This is a genomic window from Verminephrobacter aporrectodeae subsp. tuberculatae (assembly GCF_026127385.1).
Classification (GTDB): domain Bacteria; phylum Pseudomonadota; class Gammaproteobacteria; order Burkholderiales; family Burkholderiaceae_C; genus Acidovorax; species Acidovorax aporrectodeae.
In genome coordinates, this window is sequence record NZ_QZCX01000002.1 from 379,818 (window position 1) to 398,615 (window position 18,798).

The following is an 18,798-nucleotide window of genomic DNA, read 5'->3' on the forward strand; positions in this document are numbered from 1 at the left end:
GAGACAACCATGACCGAGACTCTTCCCTCTACCGTAGACGTGCTGGTTGCCGGCGCAGGCGTTGCCGGCACCGCCACAGCCATCCTGCTGGCTAAAGGTGGTCTGTCCGTCGTTCTCCTCGACCGGTGCAACGATATTGAGGACTACAAGTCCCTGTGTACTCATTTCGTGCAACCGGTGGCGAACTCGGTCTTTGCTGATCTCGGCCTGTCCCGGCTGCTCGAACCTGCCTATAGCGTCAGAACCAAGGCGGCCTTCCTGGTGCCGGGCGGCTCGATCGATACCGACGGCGGCTATGGCGACGACCCGGTCACGGCCTACGCTCACAATATCGAACGGCGTGTCTTCGATCCCGAACTGAGGCGCGAGGCGCTCGCCTGCGGCGTCACGCTGGCGATGAACTCGAGCGTGCGCGCGCTTCAGAAAACACCCGACGGCTTCAGCGCCGAGATCGTGAGTGCGTACGACGACACCACCCGTTTAACCTGCCGCTTCGCGGTGGCGGCGGACGGCCGCGCGTCGGCGTTAGGCCGTTTGCTGGGAGCGCCGGTACAAAGTCATCCGAACGATCGCGCAGCCTATTTCTGCTATTGCACCGGGATCGACGCGCCGCGCGACAACAAATCGATCTTTGCGCTGCACGGCAATGAAATGGCCTTTCTTTACCCGCAGATTGAAGGACGCACGCTGCTGTCGATTTACGTCAAACATGAACGACTGGCGCAGATCGGACAGGACGGCGACATGTTCGCCTTCATCCTGGAACAAATGAAGACCCACCTCCCCGACGTGGATTTCTCCAACGCCACGCTCGACGGTCGTGTATACGGCTATAAGAAATACGACAATCAATTGCGCCCGCCCGTCACGGCGCAGATGGCCTTCGTGGGCGACGCGTCGATCTCGATCGATCCGATGAGCGGGGTCGGTTGCTCTTTTGCGCTGAAATCCGCCCGGCTACTGGCCGACGCGATACTGGCTCAACCCGGGTCGCCTACAGAAGCGCTGGATGCTTATGCTGCGTCACATCAACAGTTTTTCCCGGCACATTGCGACGGCATTATTGCCGACTCGCGCGTGGCCAAAACAGATAGGGCAGTGGGTGAAACCTATCGCTATATTCTGGCCGACGAACAATTGCAACGCCGTTATCTGGTATTGACAGCCCGTCTTATCACGCCGGCGCAATTCCAGAAAAGCTATTTACTATCGGTCGCACGCCGGCGCAGCAGTGTCAGTCTCTAAAGACAGCATGCGTCACGCACTTTCTGGTTGCCCGTCCATCATCGGGCAAGCACCCTTCAAATGGAATCGAGTATGACAACCCAGCGCCTTTATCCGACAATATCGATTATTACGTACTGTCTATGTACTGCGTTGGCAGCAGTATGGATTTCCTTCTCTTTTTCCGGGCTGAGCGCCTATTCGGTCACCTTTTTCTCGCTGTTTTTTGCCTTCTGCGTGTTTGTCGTTCTCCAGTTCCGCATCAGGAAAGATGTGTTCTGGCTAACGCGCAAATTTTTTGGCGATATCCTGATCCTCAATTTTTTGACGCTGTTCAGCTGGCTATTCGCCTTCATGGCGCTTTACAAAATCGAACCGTCGATCGAATGTGCGATTTTTCAGGGGTCGTTGCCAATCGCCGTGCTGTTTTGCGATCTGATCACAGGCAAGGCAAAGGGCTTCAGCTTACGCTCACTCGGCATTTTCCTGATCGCGGCTAACCTGGTTGGTTTGTTCGTTTTGCGGCTCGTGAACGGCGCGGCGATGTTCGCGCACACGCCGCAAGAAATCTGGACTGGCGTCGCGATGGCCGCCGTCGGTGGTGCATCGGCGGGTGTGTATGTGTTTCACTCCGGCAAACTGTATGCGAAGGCCAATTGCACCACGCTGGAAATCCTGTGCAACCGGTTTTTCCTGCTGCTGCTCGTGACCGGCTTCCTCGGCCTCGGCGGTATTGTCAATGCGACCGCTGCGGAACCGATGATCCTGCCGCGTCTCGTGATGCTGGCCTGCGTGTCGGTCGTAATTCCGATGTTTGCGCTTCAGTATTCGGTTCAAACCTTGGGCGCCTCGAAAACCTCGATTATTACCCCGCTGGTTCCCGCTATTGCGCTTGCGCTGGAGCAGATGCTGAAAGGCTGGCCGTCGATCTGGATTCCGGTGCTGATCGTGACGACCTGCTTCGCGCTCATTCTCGCGAACTACTGGATGAACCGCGAAAAGTTGCAGGATTTTCGCCTGACGCGGGTAGGTGCGAGTAACGACGGCTTATCGCAGCGCGTCTAATCGAAACGCATGTTTTATTAACTAAACAGGGGCGCCTTCCGGACGGAAGGCGCCTCGATGTCCTTTCACGGTACGGACGCTGCGCCACCAGCGAAGAAAAAAGGTAACGTCAGATGATCGATTATGAATATGACAAGCAGGTTTATAACCGGAATTTCTTGAACTGCGCACAGCGTCAAAGCATTGTCGTATTGAAAGACATGGGCTACCCGGTCGATCTTCTGTTTTACAACGCGCAGGTTGAAACCGATCTTTTCCGGGAACATTCTTTTGTCAAGGATATCCCGCGATTCGATTTTCTATATAACGGTTTAACCGACGAAGATTTCCGGCATGTCGGCATCGTGCGTACGGAAACGAAGTGCGACACTTTCCAGGAGGCCAAGCCTCAGTTGCTTGAGTATATCGAACGGGATAGTTTCGTTCTGATGTCCTGCAATCTGTTATATATTCCCCATCGGCCGGAATATTTTGGAAAATCGAGTGTTCTTCATTTCAACACGTTGAAGAAATACGACGCCGATACGGACATCTGGGCCGCCATCGACGACCAGGCATCCGGCGTACTGATGCATTGCGAATTCCCGAGTTCGTTCCTGAAGACCATTTACGACGGCGGCATCGATCGATGCTTCCGGTCTTTCCAGCAGATCGAGGTGCCGCACAACGTCGATGTGGATCGATTCAACTCGCTATTTACCGAAAGCCGCAAGACGCGCTCGGATTCTTTTAAAGTACTTGGTGATCTCGAAGCGCTGACCGACGCGGATACCCGTCTCACGCGACTCGCCAATGTTTTCGCGCTGATTTACGGTTCACGGCTGTGTTTTGCTCAATTTCTTCAGCTGCGAAAGGATAGTGAAATGGCGCACACGCTGGCATTGGAAATCTCACAAAAAGCAGGACGCCTGCGCGATCTGCTGACCATCAGTGCGGCTTCCGGGCGAGTGAACAAAGACAAGATTTGTGCACTTGGACAGGAAATTTTTTCGAACGAATTGCATTTGTCATCATTGATTGACAATTAGGATTTATCCATAATAGGACTTACGCAAACTAAAATAAATAATCAATAAAATAGTTATTTGTGATGTTTTGTGATGTATACTTGCGTGGTTTCAACTTCACACTTCATGAACATGAAGCCAATACGCCGTGATTACTGTCAATTTCTCATTTCGTCGCAGACGAATTACACGCAAACTTGGTTTGCCGATCATCATCAGCATTTTTCGCATGACGCCATCAATCGCTATTTGCAGAATGACAATGTAACGCCGGATGATGTCTGGGAGCAGGTCAAAGGTGTGATTGAATTTTCTCCCGATGGCTTTCTTGTGTTTGACGACAGCGTTTCGGACAAGAACCATTCGCACAAGATGGGGTTGGTGCGCTTGCAATATAGCGGTAACGAGCATCGCCTGATCAAGGGAATCGGTGTCGTCAATTGTTTGTACGTGAACCCACAAACCAAGCGCTACTGGATCATAGATTGGATGGTTGCTACAGACAAAAGCTCTAATTATGATTATTTTCGTTAATGTTTTACTGGGCAAAAATATCATCACCAATGAAACATTTACTGCGCTTTTATTAATGGCAGTTGTCAGTACTATGTTAGCAGTGCCGGTAACATATCCGAAGCTGCAACGAATGAAATCGCTAATTTCCAAGTCAAAATAATGACCTTCTTTAATTGTAACTGCCCGGCATCCGGCATATGAATCGGTGATGCGTAATACTTGCCCCATGTCGCCCAGAAACTTCAGCGTTGAGTCACGAGGAGAAGGATGTATTGCTCCAAGAGAAGGACGCATTGCTTGAGCACAAGGATGCATTGATTGGACAGTTGGTCGTTCGGGTCCAAGAATTGGTCACCCGGGTGGGCAAGTCGGTCATACGCAGACTTGGCTTGCGCACCAACTGCCAATCAACGCCACGTAGCAAACGCTGTTCGGCCACTCGTTCGGTGGGCTGCTGACGCGCTGTTCAGCCGACCCCGGCGCTGTTCCAACGCTACTGCGCTGCCAGCCCTTCGATCTGGTGGGGCGATCGAGCCATCCTGGTGCACCGCGACCGCTTCCTGCAGCGCCCTGCGGGCGGCGGCGATGACGGCCGGCGTCTGCTGCTCACGGCCGGCAGCCTGGAGGAAGGCGCTGCCAAGCCCCTGGCGGACCCGGGGCGCGAGCGCCGCCAACGCGAGCGGCGCCAAACCGGCGCCTGGTGCGGCGGCGCTTGGCTGCTCTGGCCGGGCTGCTGCTGGTGCTGCTCTCGCTGCTGGCGCTGGACATTTCCACCGGCCCGGCGCGCTTTCCCTGGACGCAGCTGCTGACGGGTCTGTGGCAGCCCGGGGCACTGCCGCTGGAACAGCGCGTGATCCTGTGGCAGGTGCGTCTGCCCAGCGCGCTGCTGGCGGTGCTGGTGGGCGCGGCGCTGGGGCTGGCGGGGGCCGAGATGCAGACGGTGCTGAACAATCCGCTGGCCAGTCCTTTCACACTGGGGCTGTCGGCAGCGGCCAGTGTGGGCGCCTCTGCGGTGGCGATCAGTGGCTGGACCTGGACGCTGTGGAGTGAAAACCTCGCGCTGACGGTCGGCGCCTTTGCCGGCGCGCTGCTCGCCACCTTGCTGATCGTCTGGCTGGCTTGGCGCCAGGGCGCCGGCACCGGGACCGTGGTGCTGTTCGGCATCGCCCTGATGTTCAGCCTGGAGTCGCTGCTGTGGCTGCTGCAGTACATCGCCGACAACGACGCGCTGCAGCAGATCGTGTTCTGGACCATGGGCAGCCTGGGCCGCACCAGCGGCACCAAGGTCGCGCTGCTGGCCGCCGTGCTGGCGCTGGCCGGCCCATGGGCCGCGCGCGACGCCTGGACCCTGACCGTGTTGCGCGGCGGGGACGAGCAGGCGCGCAGCCTGGGTCTGCCGGTGGAACGCCTGCGCGTGCTGGTGTTGCTGCGCATCAGCCTGGTCACGGCCACCGCGCTGTCCTTTGTCGGCACCATCGGCTTCGTGGGCCTGGTGGCTCCGCACGTCGCGCGCCTGCTGGTCGGCGAGGACCACCGGCACTACCTGCCCGCCGCCGCGCTGTCCGGGGCGCTGATGGTCTGCGGCGCCTCGGTGCTCAGCAAGAGCGTCGTGCCGGGGGTGGTGCTGCCGATCGGCATCGTCACGGCGCTGATCGGCGTGCCGATGTTCATGCTGCTGCTGTTGCGCCGCAGTGCGTCGGCCCATGAATGACGGCGCCGGCTTCTGCATCCATGCGCTGGATGCGGGCTACGGCAGCCGCCGCGTGCTGTCGCAGCTGTCGCTGGCGCCGGCCGCGCCCGGCAGCATGATCGGCCTGCTGGGGCCGAACGGCGCGGGCAAGTCCACTGTGCTGCGCGCCTGTGCACGCCTGCTGCCGGTCCAGGGCGAGGTGCGCTTGGGCAGCCTGGACTTGCTGCGTTGCCCGCGCGACCAACATCTGCGCCACGTGGCCTATCTGCCGCAAGTGCTGCCGCAAGCCTCCACGCTGCGGGTGCTGGAGAGCATTGCCGGCGCGCTGCGGGCGACCCGCCCCGATCTGCGGGGCGGCGAACGCGAGGCCCGGCTGCAAGCTGTGCTCACCGAACTCCAGTTGCTGCCGCTGGCGCTGCGGCGGCTCGACCAACTCTCCGGCGGGCAGCGCCAAATGGTCGGCTTGGCGCAGGCGCTGGTGCGCCGCACGCCGCTCATGCTGCTCGACGAACCGACCAGCGCACTGGATCTGCGCTGGCAGATGCTCACCTTGCAGGCGCTGCGCCAGGCGGCACGTGAGCGCGGCGCGATCGTCTGCGTGGCCATGCACGACCTGAATCTCGCCGCGCGCCACTGCGATCGCCTGGTGCTTCTGGGCGCCCCCGGGACGGCTCGTCCGCAACGGGGGGCGGGCGCCGTGGCGGGGCCGCCTGGGTTTGCGTGCACGGGCGGCCTGCTGGCCGAGGGCGCGCCGGATGCGGTGCTGCGGCCGGAACTGCTGCGCGCGGCCTACGGCATCGAGGCCCGCGTCGAACGCACCGCCGGGCAAGCCTGCGTGGTGTTGGTGGAGCGGGCGCTGCCGCTGCCGCAATGGGCGGGCGCCGGGACCCACCGGGTGGACGCGCCCTCCCTTCGCGCTCGCCGCAGCGTTTGAGGGGCGCAGTTTCCTTGCGGGGCATGGCAGGGCTACTGGCTCACGCGCCTCCCTCTGCCTCCCCGCGGGGGTCTTCGTGAGCGCTGCTGCTTTGCTCCAAAGTCGAGAGCAGCACGGACAGGTGGTGGTCGAGATCGGCCCGTACCGTGGCGGGCAACGCGGAGAGAAGGCGGCGCTCGTTCTCCACGTGCGCCTCGACCGCGCGATTGATCAAGCGCAGCCCCTTGCGAGTCAGCTGAACGAGCATGCTGCGTGCGTCCAGCGCGCTGGGCACCCGCTGCACGAGTCCGTTGGTCTCCAGGCGTTTGAGCCGGTGCGTCATCGTTCCGGAGGTCACCATCAGCGTTGAAAACAGCTCCGTTGGCGAGAGGCGGTAGGGCGCACCGGAGCGCCGCAGCGTGGCGAGCATGTCGAATTCCCACAGGCTCAGGCCGAAGTCCGCGAAACAAGCCTCCAGGTGGTGTCCGAGCAGCGCGGCGCATCGCTTGAGGCGCCCGATCGGCCCCATGGGGCTGACGTCGAGGTCGGGGCGCTCGCGCGCCCATTGGTCGAGGATGGCATCCACTGCGTCTGGCAGTCGGTCGGTGGTCCGGGTTCGCATATGTCTTGACTTCAAGATAGTTTTTCTACACAATGTGCTCTATCTTGACATCAAGATAAATGCATGTCCAGCCTTCTGGCTGCGAGTGGCGGCGCCCATGGGGCGAACGTCATCGCGCTTCTCATGAAACCGCAAGGAAAACCGTATGCTGATCAACTACTGCATGGCGTGCGCCGAAGGAATGACTTTTCGCACCACTCCCCGGAGGCCAGCATGAGCTGCGATCCACCGCGTGTTTCCTGGATCGACCTGCTGCTCACGGCAATGGCGCCCATCGTCTGGGGCAGCACGTACCTGGTGACCACCGAGTTGTTGCCCGCGGACCGTCCGCTGCTTGCCGCAGTGATGCGCGCCTTGCCCGCCGGTCTGCTGCTCGTGGCGCTGGGCGGACGCCTGCCCCGGGGCGCGTGGTGGTGGCGCATGGCGGTGCTGGGGGTGCTCAACATCGGTGCCTTCTTCTATTTGCTGTTCGTGGCTGCGTATCACCTGCCCGGCGGGGTTGCGGCGCTGATCCTGTCCTCTCAGCCCGTGATCGTGCTCATTCTGGGGACCCTGCTGTTGGGCCGGGCCTTTGTTCCGGTGCAGTTGCTGGCCTGTGTGCTCGCCGTCGCGGGCGTGGGCCTGGTGGCGTTACAGCCTGGCGCACGCTTCGATGGCGTGGGCATTGCGGCGGGGGGCGCGGGGGCGCTGTCGATGGCCCTGGGGCTGGTGCTGTCCAAGCGCTGGGGACGTCCTTCCGGTGTGGGCGTCATGACCTACACCGGGTGGCAGCTCGGCATCGGCGGCGCCGTGCTGTTGCCCGTGATGCTGCTTGGTGAGGGGCTGCCGGCCGGCCTCAGCGCGGCGAACTGGATGGGCTTCGGATACCTGTCGGTGATCGGTGCGCTTCTGGCCTATGCCTTGTGGTTTCGGGGCATCGAGCGCATGCCGGCGTTGTCGCTGTCCTTCCTCTCGCTGCTGAGCCCGCTATCGGCAGCGCTGCTGGGCCTTGTGTACCTGGGCCAAGGCCTGGGCCCGACCCAGCTGCTGGGTGCGGCTTGCGTCGTCGGCGCGGTCGTGCTGGCACAGGCCCGGGATGCTGCGACCGCGGCATCTGATCCAAGTTCCTGATGCGCGCGGTGGACACGGCCACGGGTGGCCGCACCGCGCGCACCACACCGCGCACACCAGGCAGGCCGTGCGGATCAGCACGGCCGAGACGGGCGGTCTGCTGGCAGCCGCCCATGCCAAGTACCGCCAACAAACTATTGAAAAGGAAACCTGCACATGACCGATCGCACTTTTGAACCCACGACCTTGGGTGCCATTCCCCTTGCAAACCGCCTGGTGATGGCGCCGATGACCCGTAACCGCGCGACGCCAAGCGGCGAGGCATCTCCTTCCATGGCGCGCTACTACGCCCAGCGCGCGAGTGCCGGGATGATCATCTCGGAAGGAACCCAGCCCAGCCAGGTCGGACAGGGCTTCATGAACACGCCCGGCCTGCACACGCCCCGGCAGGTGGCTGCGTGGCGCGAGGTGACGCAGGCGGTGCACTTGGCGGGGGGAAGAATCGTCGCGCAGCTGATGCATGCGGGGCGGGTCGGCCATCCGTCGCTGTATGCGACTGCGCACCAGTCCGTAGGGCCCTCGGCGCTGGCTCCCGCTGGTCAGGCGCATACGCCCAGTGGTCCCCAGCCCTACCCGGTTCCGCGTGCGCTCAGCCTGGCCGAGATCGAGCAGACTTGCCGCGACTTTGCCCAAGCGGCCGTCAACGCCCGCGACGCGGGCTTCGACGGCGTAGAGGTCCACGCGGGCAATGGGTTCCTGCTCCACCAGTTCATGGCGCAAAACTGCAATACGCGCGAGGACGGATACGGCGGCAGTGTCGCCAACCGGGTGCGCTTCACCCTGGACGTGCTGCACGCGGTGAGCGCGGCCATCGGCGCCGACCGCACGGGTGTGCGCATCTCGCCGGGAAACCCTTACAACGACATCCAGGAAGGCGACACCGAGTTGCTCTACCGTGCACTCGTGCCCCAACTGCCAGCCCTGGCCTACTTGCACGTCATGGAGGCGGGGAACAGGGCGCAGACCCAGGACATCCGCAGGCACTGGAGTGGCGCCCTGATACTCAACCCGCATGCGGACGCAAACAGCTGGCCCGTCGCCCCGCAGAGCATCGAGCCGGTGCTGCGCGAGGGCCTGGCAGACGCCGTGAGTCTTGGCGCGCTGTTCCTGGCCAACCCCGATCTGGTCAGCCGGCTGCGCCGCCCCGCACCGCTCAATGCCGCTGATCCCGATACCTACTATGCAGGGGGAGACAGGGGATATACGGACTACCCGGTCTTGCAGGAGTAGCGCTCGGCAAACGGCCCCGGGCGCGCGCTCGGGGCACATGCGCTATCGCGGTGATCGAGGCGGTTGCGGAGTAAAGTCTTGGCCCATGACCGAGCGCCCGCATACCGACGTTGCCGTGATCATGCGCTGCGAGCGCATCGACCATCGCTGGCAGGTCTGGCGCTGGTCGCTGGCCGAGGTGTTGCAGCATGACCCGGCGTTTGGCACGCAGCCGCGCCGGCTCCCGGACGACGCGCGCGGGCAGCGCTGGCTGTTCCCGGGTTTTCTCGTGGAACTGTTTCGCGACGACGCCGAAGGCTATTACCTGAACCTCTGCTCCCCGGCCCCGTGCTGGTTCGTTCTGTGGCGCCCGGATGAGGACCCGGGCGCGGACGGGGTCGCGCTCGCCCGCCCCGTGCAGGTGAGCCTGAGCTACCACGACGCGGGCCGCTGGCTGGACGCGCAGGAAACCGTGGAGCAACTGCCCGCGGCGCCCGAGGTGCTGCAGGTCCTGCGCGCCTTCGTGGCCGCGCATTACCGGCCCGAACCCAGGCGCCGCAAGCGCCCCGACAGCTTCCGCGCGCTGCACGACCGGTTTGGCAACTCCGCCCCGGTGCCCACGCAAGGGCAGGGCGGTGGTGCGGGCGGTGATGACCATGCTTGACGGATTCCTGGGGCGCTGGTCGCGCCGCAAGCAGGACGTGCGCGCCGGCAGGCCGGTGCAGGAGCCGGCGCCCGTGGCCATGCCCGCAGCGCAGGCCCCGGAGGAGCAGAGGGAACCGCCGCCGCAGGTGCTCGAGGCCCCGCCGCCACCCCCCTCGCTGGCCGACGCGCAGGCGCTGACGCCCGCGTCCGACTTCAAGCCCTTTCTGGCGCGCGCGGTCTCGCCCGAGGTGCGCAATCTGGCGCTGAAAAAGCTGTTTGCCGATCCGCATTTCAACGTGATGGACGGGCTCGACATCTACGTCGGCGACTACACCCAGCCCGACCCGCTGCCCGAGGGCATGCTGCGCAAGATGGCCAGCGCCCGGGCCATGGGCTTCTTCGGGGGAGGGACGGACGGCAACGCAATGGCCCCTGCGCTCCCCCCGACCCGGGACGGTGCGCAGGAGGCGACGACCCCGGACAGGGCACGGCCTCCCCCGTGCAAGGCCATTCCCACTCCCCTACCCACCAGCAAGCCCGACTTGGCCGCCGCCCCCACCGGTGCGGTGGCCACGCCAGCGAGCCAATCCGAACATGACCACACTGATCTGCGACTGCAACCGGACGATGCCCCTCGACGCGAAGGCCTTGGGCCGGGCATTGCATGAGGACCTGAGCCTGCATTCCACGCTGTGCCGGCGCGACGCGGGGGCGTTCCAGAAGGCCATCCGCTGCGACCAGGAGGTGCTCGTGGCCTGCACGCAGGAGCAGCGCCTGTTTGCCGAACTGGGCTTGCAGACCGAAGGGGCGGTGGCGCCGATCCGCTTCGTGAATATCCGCGAAACCGGCGGCTGGAGCCGCGACGCCGCGCAGGCCAGCCCGAAGATCGCGGCCCTGCTCGCTGCGGCCCGATTGCCCGACCCGCCCCCCGTTCCCACGGTGAGCTACCAGAGCACGGGCCGGCTGCTGATCATCGGCCCGCTGGACGCCGCCGAACAGGCAGCGGCCCTGCTGTGCGACGTGCTCGACGTGACCCTGTTCACGCAGGGTCCGGGAAGCGCAGGCGGCGCGCAGGCACGGCGGCATCCGGTGCTCGGCGGGCGCATCACGGGGCTGACGGGCTGGCTCGGGGCCTTTGATTTGCAGTGGCAGGCCGACAACCCCATCGACCTGGACCTGTGCACGCGCTGCAACGCCTGCGTGGCCGCCTGCCCGGAGAACGCCATCGGGCTCGACTACCAGATCGACCTGTCCGCCTGCCGCGCGCACCGCAGCTGCGTGCAGCAGTGCCAGGCCGCAGGGGCCATCGATTTCCAGCGCGCAGCCAGCGCGCAGCAGGAGCGCTTTGACCTGGTGCTGGACTTGCGCGCGGTCGGCGCCGGGCCCGGCTTCGTGCAGCACGCCTTGCCGCAGGGGTATTTCCGCTGGGACGGCCGCGACAGCGCCACGCTGTTCAAGCTGCGCGAGTTGGTGGGCGCGTTCGAGAAGCCGCGGTTCTTCGTCTACCAGCAAAGGCTTTGCGCGCACAGCCGCAACGCAAGCGTGGGCTGCAAGGCCTGCGTGGACATCTGCTCGGCCGAGGCGATTGCCAGCGACAAGAGCCACCAGCAGATTCAGGTGAACCCGCATCTGTGCGTGGGCTGCGGCGCCTGCACCACGGTGTGCCCCACGGGGGCGCTCGCGTACGCCTACCCCGATGCCACGCAGCTGGGGGCCCGGTTCAGGACCTTGCTCTCGACCTACGCCGCTGCGGGCGGCAGGGACGCGGTGCTGCTGCTGCACAGCCAGGACCGTGGGCAGGCGCTGGTGGGCGAGCTGGGCCGCGCCGCGCGGCTTGGTCTGGCGCACGGTGTCCCGGCCCACGTGATTCCGGTGGCGCTGTGGCACACGGCGAGCGCGGGGCTGGACCTGTGGCTCAGCGCGCTGGCCTATGGCGCGGCGCAGCTGGTGCTGCTGAGCACGCACGAAGAGGCGCCGCAATACCTCGACGGCCTGCAGGCGCAGATGGACGTGGCCCAGGACATTTGGCGCGGGCTGGGCCACGCCGGCACCCCCGTGCAGTGGCTGCGGGCCACGAGCGCCGCCGATCTGGACACGGCGCTGCAGGCGCTGGGACGGACGGCGCGCAGCCCCGCCGTGGCGGCGCGCTTTGCCGTGGCGCAGGAGAAGCGCAGCACGCTGGCGCTGGCGCTGGAGCAGCTGATCGAACACGCGCCCCTGCCCGCAGCGCAGCGGCCCCAGGCGATTGCGCTGCCCGCCGCGGGTTCGCCGCTGGGCAGCATCGAGGTGAACAAGGACCGCTGCACCCTGTGCCTGAGCTGCGTGGGCGCCTGCCCGGCCGGCGCCCTGCAGGACAACCCGCAGCTGCCGCAGCTGCGCTTCATCGAAGCAAACTGCGTGCAGTGCGGCCTGTGCGCCAGCACCTGCCCCGAGGACGCGATCCGGCTGCAACCCCGCCTGCTGCTGGCGCCCGGGCGCGCGCAGCCGCGGGTGCTCAACGAGGCCAGCCCCTGGGCCTGCGTGCGCTGCGGCAAGCCGTTTGGCACCGTGCAGGCCATCGAGGCCATGCTGGACAGGCTCTCGGGCCACGCCATGTTCCAGGGCGCGGCGCGCGAGCGGATCAAGATGTGCAGCGATTGCCGCGTGATCGACTTGTATTCCTCTCCCCACGAAACGAAAGCGACCGACCTGTGAGCACCAGCGCCTTCCCGCTACCGCCGAGCAGCGCGGCCCTGGACGAGGAGGCCGCGCGCGCCGAGCTCTACGGCCTGCTGGCGCAGCTGTACTACGCCGCACCCGGCGCCGCGCTGCTGTCCGCGCTGCGCGGTGCGCCGACCGGGGCGCCGCAGGCCGGGGACTGCTTGCAGGAGCCCTGGCAGCAGTTGGTGGACGCGGCCCGCGCGCTCAGCGACGCCGCGATCGCGCAGGAGTTCGAGCACCTGTTTGGCGGCGTGGGCAAGCCCGCGCTGTACCTGTACGGATCGCACTACCTGAGCGGCTTTCTCAACGAGAAGCCGCTCGCCCGCCTGCGCGGCGACCTGGACCGGATGGGGCTGGCGCGCGCCGAAGCGATTCCCGAAACCGAGGACCATATCGCCTGCCTGTGCGAGGCGATGCGCTACCTGATCGCAGGCGACGACCCGGCGGTCTGCACCCTGGGGGCGCAACGCAACTTTTTTACAACGCATCTGCAGCCCTGGGTCCGGCCCTTGTGCGACGCGCTGCAGGCGCACCCGCTGGCGCATTTCTACTGCGCGCTGGCCCGGTTCACGCGGGCCTTCATGGCCGTGGAAACGCAGGGCTTCGAGATGTTCGACGGGGCCTGAAAGAACGGCTGCGCGCGCGGAGAGACGGGGAGAAGAGGGGCGCGGTGGTGGGTGGATACAAACCCGGGTTTGCAGAGTCTTGTGCCCATCGCATAGACTTCGTATGCACAACGTTACATAGCTGCCAGCCATTGCCGGAGTCACCATGCAGAACCGCCAGCCCCCCGATCACCACCCATCTCCCGCGCGCCGCAGCTTCCTGCGCGGCGCCGCCACCGCAGGGGCTGCGGCAGCCGCCGTGGTGGCGCTCCCGCACGCCGTCCCTTCACCGGACGCGACGCCGTCCGAACCCGCGCGCGGGGCGCCGGAGGGCGGCGGGGGCTACCACCTGTCGGCGCACGTCCGGCAGTACTACGAAACCACCCGGGTCTGACAGCGGGCACGCCATGTTGCTGACCAGGAAATCCTCCCCCGCCGCGCAGGGGGCATCCACATCTGCGTCCCCCCTTGTGCACAGCCTGCGCCGTGGCCTGGCGCAGGCCCTGCCGACCATGGACCGGCGCGCGTTCCTGCGCCGCTCCGGTCTGGGCGTGGGGGTGGGCGTCGCTGCGGCGCAGATCACGCTGCTCGAAAAGTCCCACGCCGCGGGCACCAAGGCCGGCGTCGGCGACGGCAAAATCGAAGTGCGCCGCACCGTGTGCACCCACTGCTCGGTCGGCTGCGCCGTGGACGCCGTGGTCGAGAACGGCGTGTGGCTGCGCCAGGAGCCGGTGTTCGACTCGCCCATCAACCTGGGTGCGCACTGCGCCAAGGGTGCGGCGCTGCGCGAGCACGGCCATGGCGAGTACCGCCTGCGCTACCCCATGAAGCTGCTCGATGGCAAGTACGAACGCATCAGCTGGGAGCAGGCGCTGACCGAGATCAGCGCCCGGATGCAGGCGCTGCGCCAAGCCAGCGGCCCGGACAGCCTGTACTTCGTGGGCTCGTCCAAGCACAACAACGAACAGGCCTATCTGCTGCGCAAGTTCGTGAGCTTCTGGGGCAGCAACAACTGCGACCACCAGGCGCGCATCTGCCACTCGACCACGGTGGCCGGCGTGGCCAACACCTGGGGCTACGGTGCGATGACGAATTCGTACAACGACATGCAAAACAGCCGGGTCGCGCTGTACATCGGCTCCAACGCGGCCGAGGCGCACCCGGTGAGCATGCTGCACATGCTGCACGCCAAGGAAAGCGGCTGCAAGATGATCGTCGTCGACCCGCGCTTCACGCGCACCGCGGCCAAGGCCGACGAGTACGTGCGCATCCGCTCGGGAGCCGACATCCCCTTTCTGTTCGGCCTGCTCTACCACATCTTCAAGAACGGCTGGGAAGACAAGAAGTACATCCACGACCGTGTCTACGGGATGGAGCAGGTGCGCGCGGACGTGCTCGCCAAATGGACTCCCGACAAGGTGGAGGAAGCCTGCGGGGTCCAGGAGGAGCAGATGCGCAAGGTCGCCGGCATGCTCAACGCCAACCGCCCCGGAACCATCGTGTGGTGCATGGGCCAGACGCAGCACACCATCGGCAACGCCATGGTGCGCGCGTCGTGCATCCTGCAACTGGCGCTCGGCAATGTGGGCAAGTCCGGCGGCGGCGCGAACATCTTCCGCGGCCACGACAACGTGCAAGGCGCGACCGACGTGGGCCCGAACCCCGACTCGCTGCCCGGCTACTACGGCCTGGCCGAGGGTTCGTGGAAGCATTTCGCGGCCGCCTGGGGCGTGGACCTCGAATGGATCAAGGGCCGCTACGCGTCGCCCGCGATGATGGGCAAGAACGGAATCACCGTTTCGCGCTGGATCGACGGCGTGCTCGAAGACAATGCCTTGATCGACCAGGACTCGAACCTGCGCGGCCTGTTCTTCTGGGGCCATGCGCCGAACTCGCAGACGCGCGGCCTGGAGATGAAGCGCGCGCTCGACCGGCTCGACCTGCTGGTGGTGGTGGACCCCTATCCCTCCGCCACGGCGGCCATGGCGGCCATGCCCGGAAGGACCGAGGACCTGAACCCCGAGCGCGCGGTCTACCTGCTGCCCGCGGCCACGCAGTTCGAGACCAGCGGCTCGTGCACGGCGTCGAACCGCTCGATCCAGTGGCGCGAGAAGGTCATCGACCCGCTGTGGGAGAGCCGCTCGGACCACATGATCATGCACCAGCTCGCCGAGAAACTGGGCTTTGCCGACAAGCTCTCGAAGAACTACGGGATGCAGAAGGTCAAGGGCCTGGACGAGCCCGTTCCCGAGGACATCCTGCGGGAGATCAACCGCAGCGTCTGGACCATAGGCTACACGGGCCAGAGCCCCGAGCGCCTGAAGGCGCATATGCGCAACATGCACCTGTTCGACGTGAAGACGCTGCAATCGCGCGGCGGCAAGGACCCGGAAAGCGGCTACGACCTCGGCGGGGACTACTTTGGCCTGCCATGGCCCTGCTACGGAACGCCCGAACTCAAGCACCCTGGTTCGCCGAATCTGTACGACACCTCGAAACACGTGATGCAGGGGGGTGGCAACTTTCGCGCCAACTTTGGCGTGGAGCGCGAGGGACAGAACCTGCTGGCCGAAGACGGTTCGCACTCGCTGGGCTGCGAAATCACCACCGGCTACCCCGAGTTCGACCACGTGCTGCTCAAGAAGCTCGGCTGGTGGGACGACCTCAGCGACGCCGAGAAGGCCAAGGCCGAAGGCCGGAACTGGAAGACCGACCCCACGGGCGCGATCATCCGGGTGGCCATGGCGCATGGCTGCCATCCGTTTGGCAACGCCAAGGCGCGCGCGCTGGTCTGGAATTTCCCCGACGCGATTCCGCAGCACCGCGAGCCGCTGTACGGAACCCGGCCCGAGCTGATCGCCAAGTACCCCACGTACGAAGACAAGAAAGCCTTCTGGCGCCTGCCCACGCTCTACAAAAGCCTGCAAGACAAAAACCTCGCCGACAAACTGCACGAGAAGTTCCCGCTCATCCTGAGTTCGGGCCGCCTGGTCGAATACGAGGGCGGCGGCGAGGAGACCCGCTCCAACCCCTGGCTGGCCGAATTGCAGCAGGAATCGTTCGTCGAGATCCACCCCCAAACCGCGTCCGAGCGCGGAATCCGCAACGGCGAGCGCGTGTGGCTCAGCTCGCCCACGGGCGCCCGGCTCAACGTGCAGGCCCTGGTGACGGAGCGCGTGGCGCCGGACACGGTGTGGATGCCGTTCCACTTCTCCGGCCACTGGCAGGGCGCCGACATGCTGGCCTACTACCCCAAGGGCGCTGCGCCCTTGGTGCGTGGCGAGGCGGTGAACACGGCGACCACCTACGGCTACGACTGCGTGACCATGATGCAGGAAACCAAGAGCACGATCTGCAACGTGGAGCGGGCATGAGCGCCCGCCTGCGCTGACCGGGAGAAACCAGCATGGCAAGAATGAAATTCATCTGCGACGCAGAGCGCTGCATCGAGTGCAACGGCTGCGTGACCGCCTGCAAGAACGAGCACGAGGTCCCGTGGGGCGTGAACCGCCGCCGCGTGGTCACGCTCAACGACGGTGTGCCCGGCGAGAAGTCCATCTCGGTGGCCTGCATGCATTGCAGCGACGCGCCCTGCATGGCCGTCTGCCCCGTGAACTGCTTCTACCGCACCGAAGAAGGCGTGGTGCTGCACGACAAGGACATCTGCATTGGCTGCGGCTACTGCAGCTACGCCTGCCCGTTTGGTGCGCCGCAGTTCCCGTCAAACGGCAGCTTTGGCGTGCGCGGCAAGATGGACAAATGCACCTTCTGCGCGGGCGGACCGGAGGAACATGGCAGCCAGGCCGAGTTCGAGAAATACGGCCGCAACCGCCTGGCCGAGGGCAAGCTCCCCGTCTGCGCCGAAATGTGCTCCACCAAGGCCCTGCTCGCCGGCGATGGCGACGTGCTCGCGGACATCTTCCGCACCCGCGTGGTACAGCGCGGCAAGGGCGCCGAGGTATGGGGCTGGGGCACGGCCTACGGCACGGCGCAGGGAACGGATCGGACGGCCCCACCCGCGGGAGGCAAGCCATGAAGCGTCTCCCTCTCCTCGCCCCCCTCGCCCCTCTTGCCCTTGCCGCCGCGGCCCTGCTCGGGTTGGGCGCCTGCGGAGAAAAGCCGCAGACCGGCGCAGGCATCCGCAGCGACGCCCCGGCCTACGCAGGAACCGGCAGCCCCTTCATGCAGCCTGGCTGGAAGGCCGGGGACCAGGCCGCTTGGGCGGCGCAGCTCAGGGCGCGCCAGCAGTACGGCCAGAACGAATACAGCCGCACGCGGTGAGGAGGAGGTCTGCCATGAAACAGCGCATGCGCTTCCTGACCCTGGTGGCGGCCCTGGCTTGGTGGGGGCCTGCGGCGGTGGCCGCTTCCGACGCCGCAGCGGCCGCCCCGCAGGCGCCCGTTGGCGTCCAGAGCCAGAACATCTTCCAACTCGGGCCGGACGCGGAGACGGACCCCGGGTACGCCGCGCAGACCCAGGCCGAGCGCGCGCGGGTGCAGCCCGGCAACAACGCGCCCCTGTGGCGCCAGGTGGGGCAGGGCGTGACGGGCTACAGCAGCCTGCCCAAGAGCCAGGCGCCCGAAGCCGGAAACCTGATCCAGCCCACCGTGCAATACCCCGGGTCCCGCGTGACGAACGCCGGGCAGGCCTGGCGCCAGGTGCGCAACGACTGGATCATTCCCTACGGCGCGGCGCTGCTCGCCATCGTGCTGCTGGCGCTGCTCATCTTCTATTGCACGAAGGGCCCATTGGGCCGCGACCACGCCGAGACCGGTGCGCGCGGCATCGAGCGCTTCACCCCCTTCGAGCGTGCGGCGCACTGGGCGAACGCGATCGCGTTCTGCGCGCTCGCGGTCTCCGGAATCACCATGGCGTTCGGCAAGTTCCTCCTCCTGCCCATCCTGGGCGCAACGCTGTTCGGCTGGCTGGCCTACGCGCTCAAGAACGTGCACAACTTCATGGGCCCGCTGTTTGCCGTGTCGCTGCTCGTCGTCGTACTCACCTTCGTGAAGGACAACATCGCCAACCGGGCCGACTGGCTGTGGTTGTCCAAGGGCGGCGGCATGCTCGGTGGCGGCGACCAGGAAGTTCCCTCGCACCGCTTCAACGCGGGGGAGAAGGGCCTGTTCTGGTGGGGTGTCACCCTCCCCGGAATCGTCGTCGTGCTTACGGGCCTGGTGCTCGACAGGCTGATCCCCGGCTGGGGCGACGTGCGCGGCGAGATGCACGTCGCGCACATGCTCCACGCCACCCTCGCCCTCTGGATGATGGCGCTGATCTGCGGCCATATCTACATGGGAACCGTCGGCATGCGCGGCGCCTACCGGGCCATGAAGACCGGTTACGTGAGCGAGGGCTGGGCCCGCGAGCACCACGCGCTCTGGTACGCCGACGTCCAGGCCGGCAAAATCCCCCGGCAGCGCAGCGCCAGTCCCCCCGCGGGCGCTGCGGCTGGCGCAACGCCATCCGCGGGCCAGCCCGCGCAGGTATGA

General features: G+C 65.5%; 17 protein-coding genes and 2 pseudogenes. 18 read left to right on the top strand and 1 reads right to left on the bottom strand.

The window, feature by feature from the left end; genetic code table 11:
• Positions 1–9 precede the first annotated feature (9 nt).
• From D5041_RS09705 to D5041_RS09730, 7 genes and pseudogenes are all read left to right on the top strand, one after another.
• Positions 10–1,245 (top strand): NAD(P)/FAD-dependent oxidoreductase, encoded by a 1,236-nt coding sequence (locus tag D5041_RS09705; protein ID WP_265257525.1) that lies wholly within the window; start codon positions 10–12, stop codon positions 1,243–1,245.
• A gap of 72 nt (positions 1,246–1,317) precedes the next feature.
• Complete coding sequence (locus D5041_RS09710) at positions 1,318–2,289, top strand: DMT family transporter (RefSeq protein WP_050809563.1); 972 nt, start codon at positions 1,318–1,320, stop codon at positions 2,287–2,289.
• A gap of 113 nt (positions 2,290–2,402) precedes the next feature.
• Complete coding sequence (locus D5041_RS09715; protein WP_265284597.1) at positions 2,403–3,317, top strand: hypothetical protein; 915 nt, start codon at positions 2,403–2,405, stop codon at positions 3,315–3,317.
• Between the two features lie 111 nt (positions 3,318–3,428).
• Positions 3,429–3,791: pseudogene (locus D5041_RS22245) on the top strand (IS701 family transposase); the annotation flags it as partial.
• Positions 3,781–3,972: pseudogene (locus D5041_RS09720) on the top strand (cation:proton antiporter); the annotation flags it as partial. The pseudogenes D5041_RS22245 and D5041_RS09720, both read left to right, overlap by 11 nt.
• A 552-nt stretch (positions 3,973–4,524) precedes the next feature.
• Complete coding sequence (locus tag D5041_RS09725; protein ID WP_265284599.1) at positions 4,525–5,523, top strand: FecCD family ABC transporter permease; 999 nt, start codon at positions 4,525–4,527, stop codon at positions 5,521–5,523.
• Positions 5,516–6,436, top strand: coding sequence for an ABC transporter ATP-binding protein (locus tag D5041_RS09730; RefSeq protein ID WP_265284601.1), 921 nt, complete (start codon positions 5,516–5,518; stop codon positions 6,434–6,436). The genes D5041_RS09725 and D5041_RS09730 overlap by 8 nt, the downstream gene beginning before the upstream one ends.
• Positions 6,437–6,476: 40 nt before the next feature.
• Here D5041_RS09730 and D5041_RS09735 read toward each other — a convergent pair whose 3' ends face one another.
• Positions 6,477–7,037 (bottom strand): MarR family winged helix-turn-helix transcriptional regulator, encoded by a 561-nt coding sequence (locus tag D5041_RS09735; protein WP_265284603.1) that lies wholly within the window; start codon positions 7,035–7,037, stop codon positions 6,477–6,479.
• Positions 7,038–7,250: 213 nt separating this feature from the next.
• Between D5041_RS09735 and D5041_RS09740 the strand changes: the two genes are divergently transcribed.
• The 11 genes from D5041_RS09740 (at position 7,251) to D5041_RS09790 (ending at position 18,798) form a co-directional block, all read left to right on the top strand.
• The gene (locus D5041_RS09740; RefSeq protein WP_265284605.1) at positions 7,251–8,147 is read left to right on the top strand and encodes an EamA family transporter; all 897 of its coding nucleotides are present in this window, start codon (positions 7,251–7,253) and stop codon (positions 8,145–8,147) included.
• Between the two features lie 156 nt (positions 8,148–8,303).
• Positions 8,304–9,377, top strand: coding sequence for an alkene reductase (locus D5041_RS09745; RefSeq protein WP_265284607.1), 1,074 nt, complete (start codon positions 8,304–8,306; stop codon positions 9,375–9,377).
• Between the two features lie 85 nt (positions 9,378–9,462).
• Positions 9,463–10,020 carry a DUF3305 domain-containing protein gene (locus D5041_RS09750; protein WP_265284608.1) on the top strand — a complete coding sequence of 186 codons (558 nt, stop codon included), beginning with the start codon at positions 9,463–9,465 and terminating at the stop codon, positions 10,018–10,020.
• Positions 10,013–10,669 (top strand): DUF3306 domain-containing protein, encoded by a 657-nt coding sequence (locus D5041_RS09755; RefSeq protein ID WP_265284609.1) that lies wholly within the window; start codon positions 10,013–10,015, stop codon positions 10,667–10,669. Before D5041_RS09750 ends, D5041_RS09755 begins: the two co-directional genes overlap by 8 nt.
• Positions 10,629–12,695 (top strand): 4Fe-4S binding protein, encoded by a 2,067-nt coding sequence (locus tag D5041_RS09760; protein ID WP_265285076.1) that lies wholly within the window; start codon positions 10,629–10,631, stop codon positions 12,693–12,695. Before D5041_RS09755 ends, D5041_RS09760 begins: the two co-directional genes overlap by 41 nt.
• Positions 12,692–13,327, top strand: a complete 636-nt coding sequence (locus D5041_RS09765; protein ID WP_010105853.1) for a TorD/DmsD family molecular chaperone — start codon at positions 12,692–12,694, stop codon at positions 13,325–13,327. Before D5041_RS09760 ends, D5041_RS09765 begins: the two co-directional genes overlap by 4 nt.
• Positions 13,328–13,472: 145 nt before the next feature.
• Positions 13,473–13,700 (top strand): twin-arginine translocation signal domain-containing protein, encoded by a 228-nt coding sequence (locus D5041_RS09770; protein ID WP_010105854.1) that lies wholly within the window; start codon positions 13,473–13,475, stop codon positions 13,698–13,700.
• A gap of 13 nt (positions 13,701–13,713) precedes the next feature.
• Positions 13,714–16,680, top strand: coding sequence for a formate dehydrogenase subunit alpha (locus D5041_RS09775; RefSeq protein ID WP_265284610.1), 2,967 nt, complete (start codon positions 13,714–13,716; stop codon positions 16,678–16,680).
• Between the two features lie 32 nt (positions 16,681–16,712).
• Positions 16,713–17,342: a formate dehydrogenase FDH3 subunit beta gene (gene fdh3B / locus D5041_RS09780; RefSeq protein WP_265257513.1), complete on the top strand. Its 630-nt coding sequence runs from the start codon at positions 16,713–16,715 to the stop codon at positions 17,340–17,342.
• Positions 17,339–17,587 carry a hypothetical protein gene (locus tag D5041_RS09785; protein ID WP_265284611.1) on the top strand — a complete coding sequence of 83 codons (249 nt, stop codon included), beginning with the start codon at positions 17,339–17,341 and terminating at the stop codon, positions 17,585–17,587. Before fdh3B ends, D5041_RS09785 begins: the two co-directional genes overlap by 4 nt.
• A 14-nt stretch (positions 17,588–17,601) precedes the next feature.
• Positions 17,602–18,798 carry a formate dehydrogenase subunit gamma gene (locus D5041_RS09790; protein WP_265284612.1) on the top strand — a complete coding sequence of 399 codons (1,197 nt, stop codon included), beginning with the start codon at positions 17,602–17,604 and terminating at the stop codon, positions 18,796–18,798.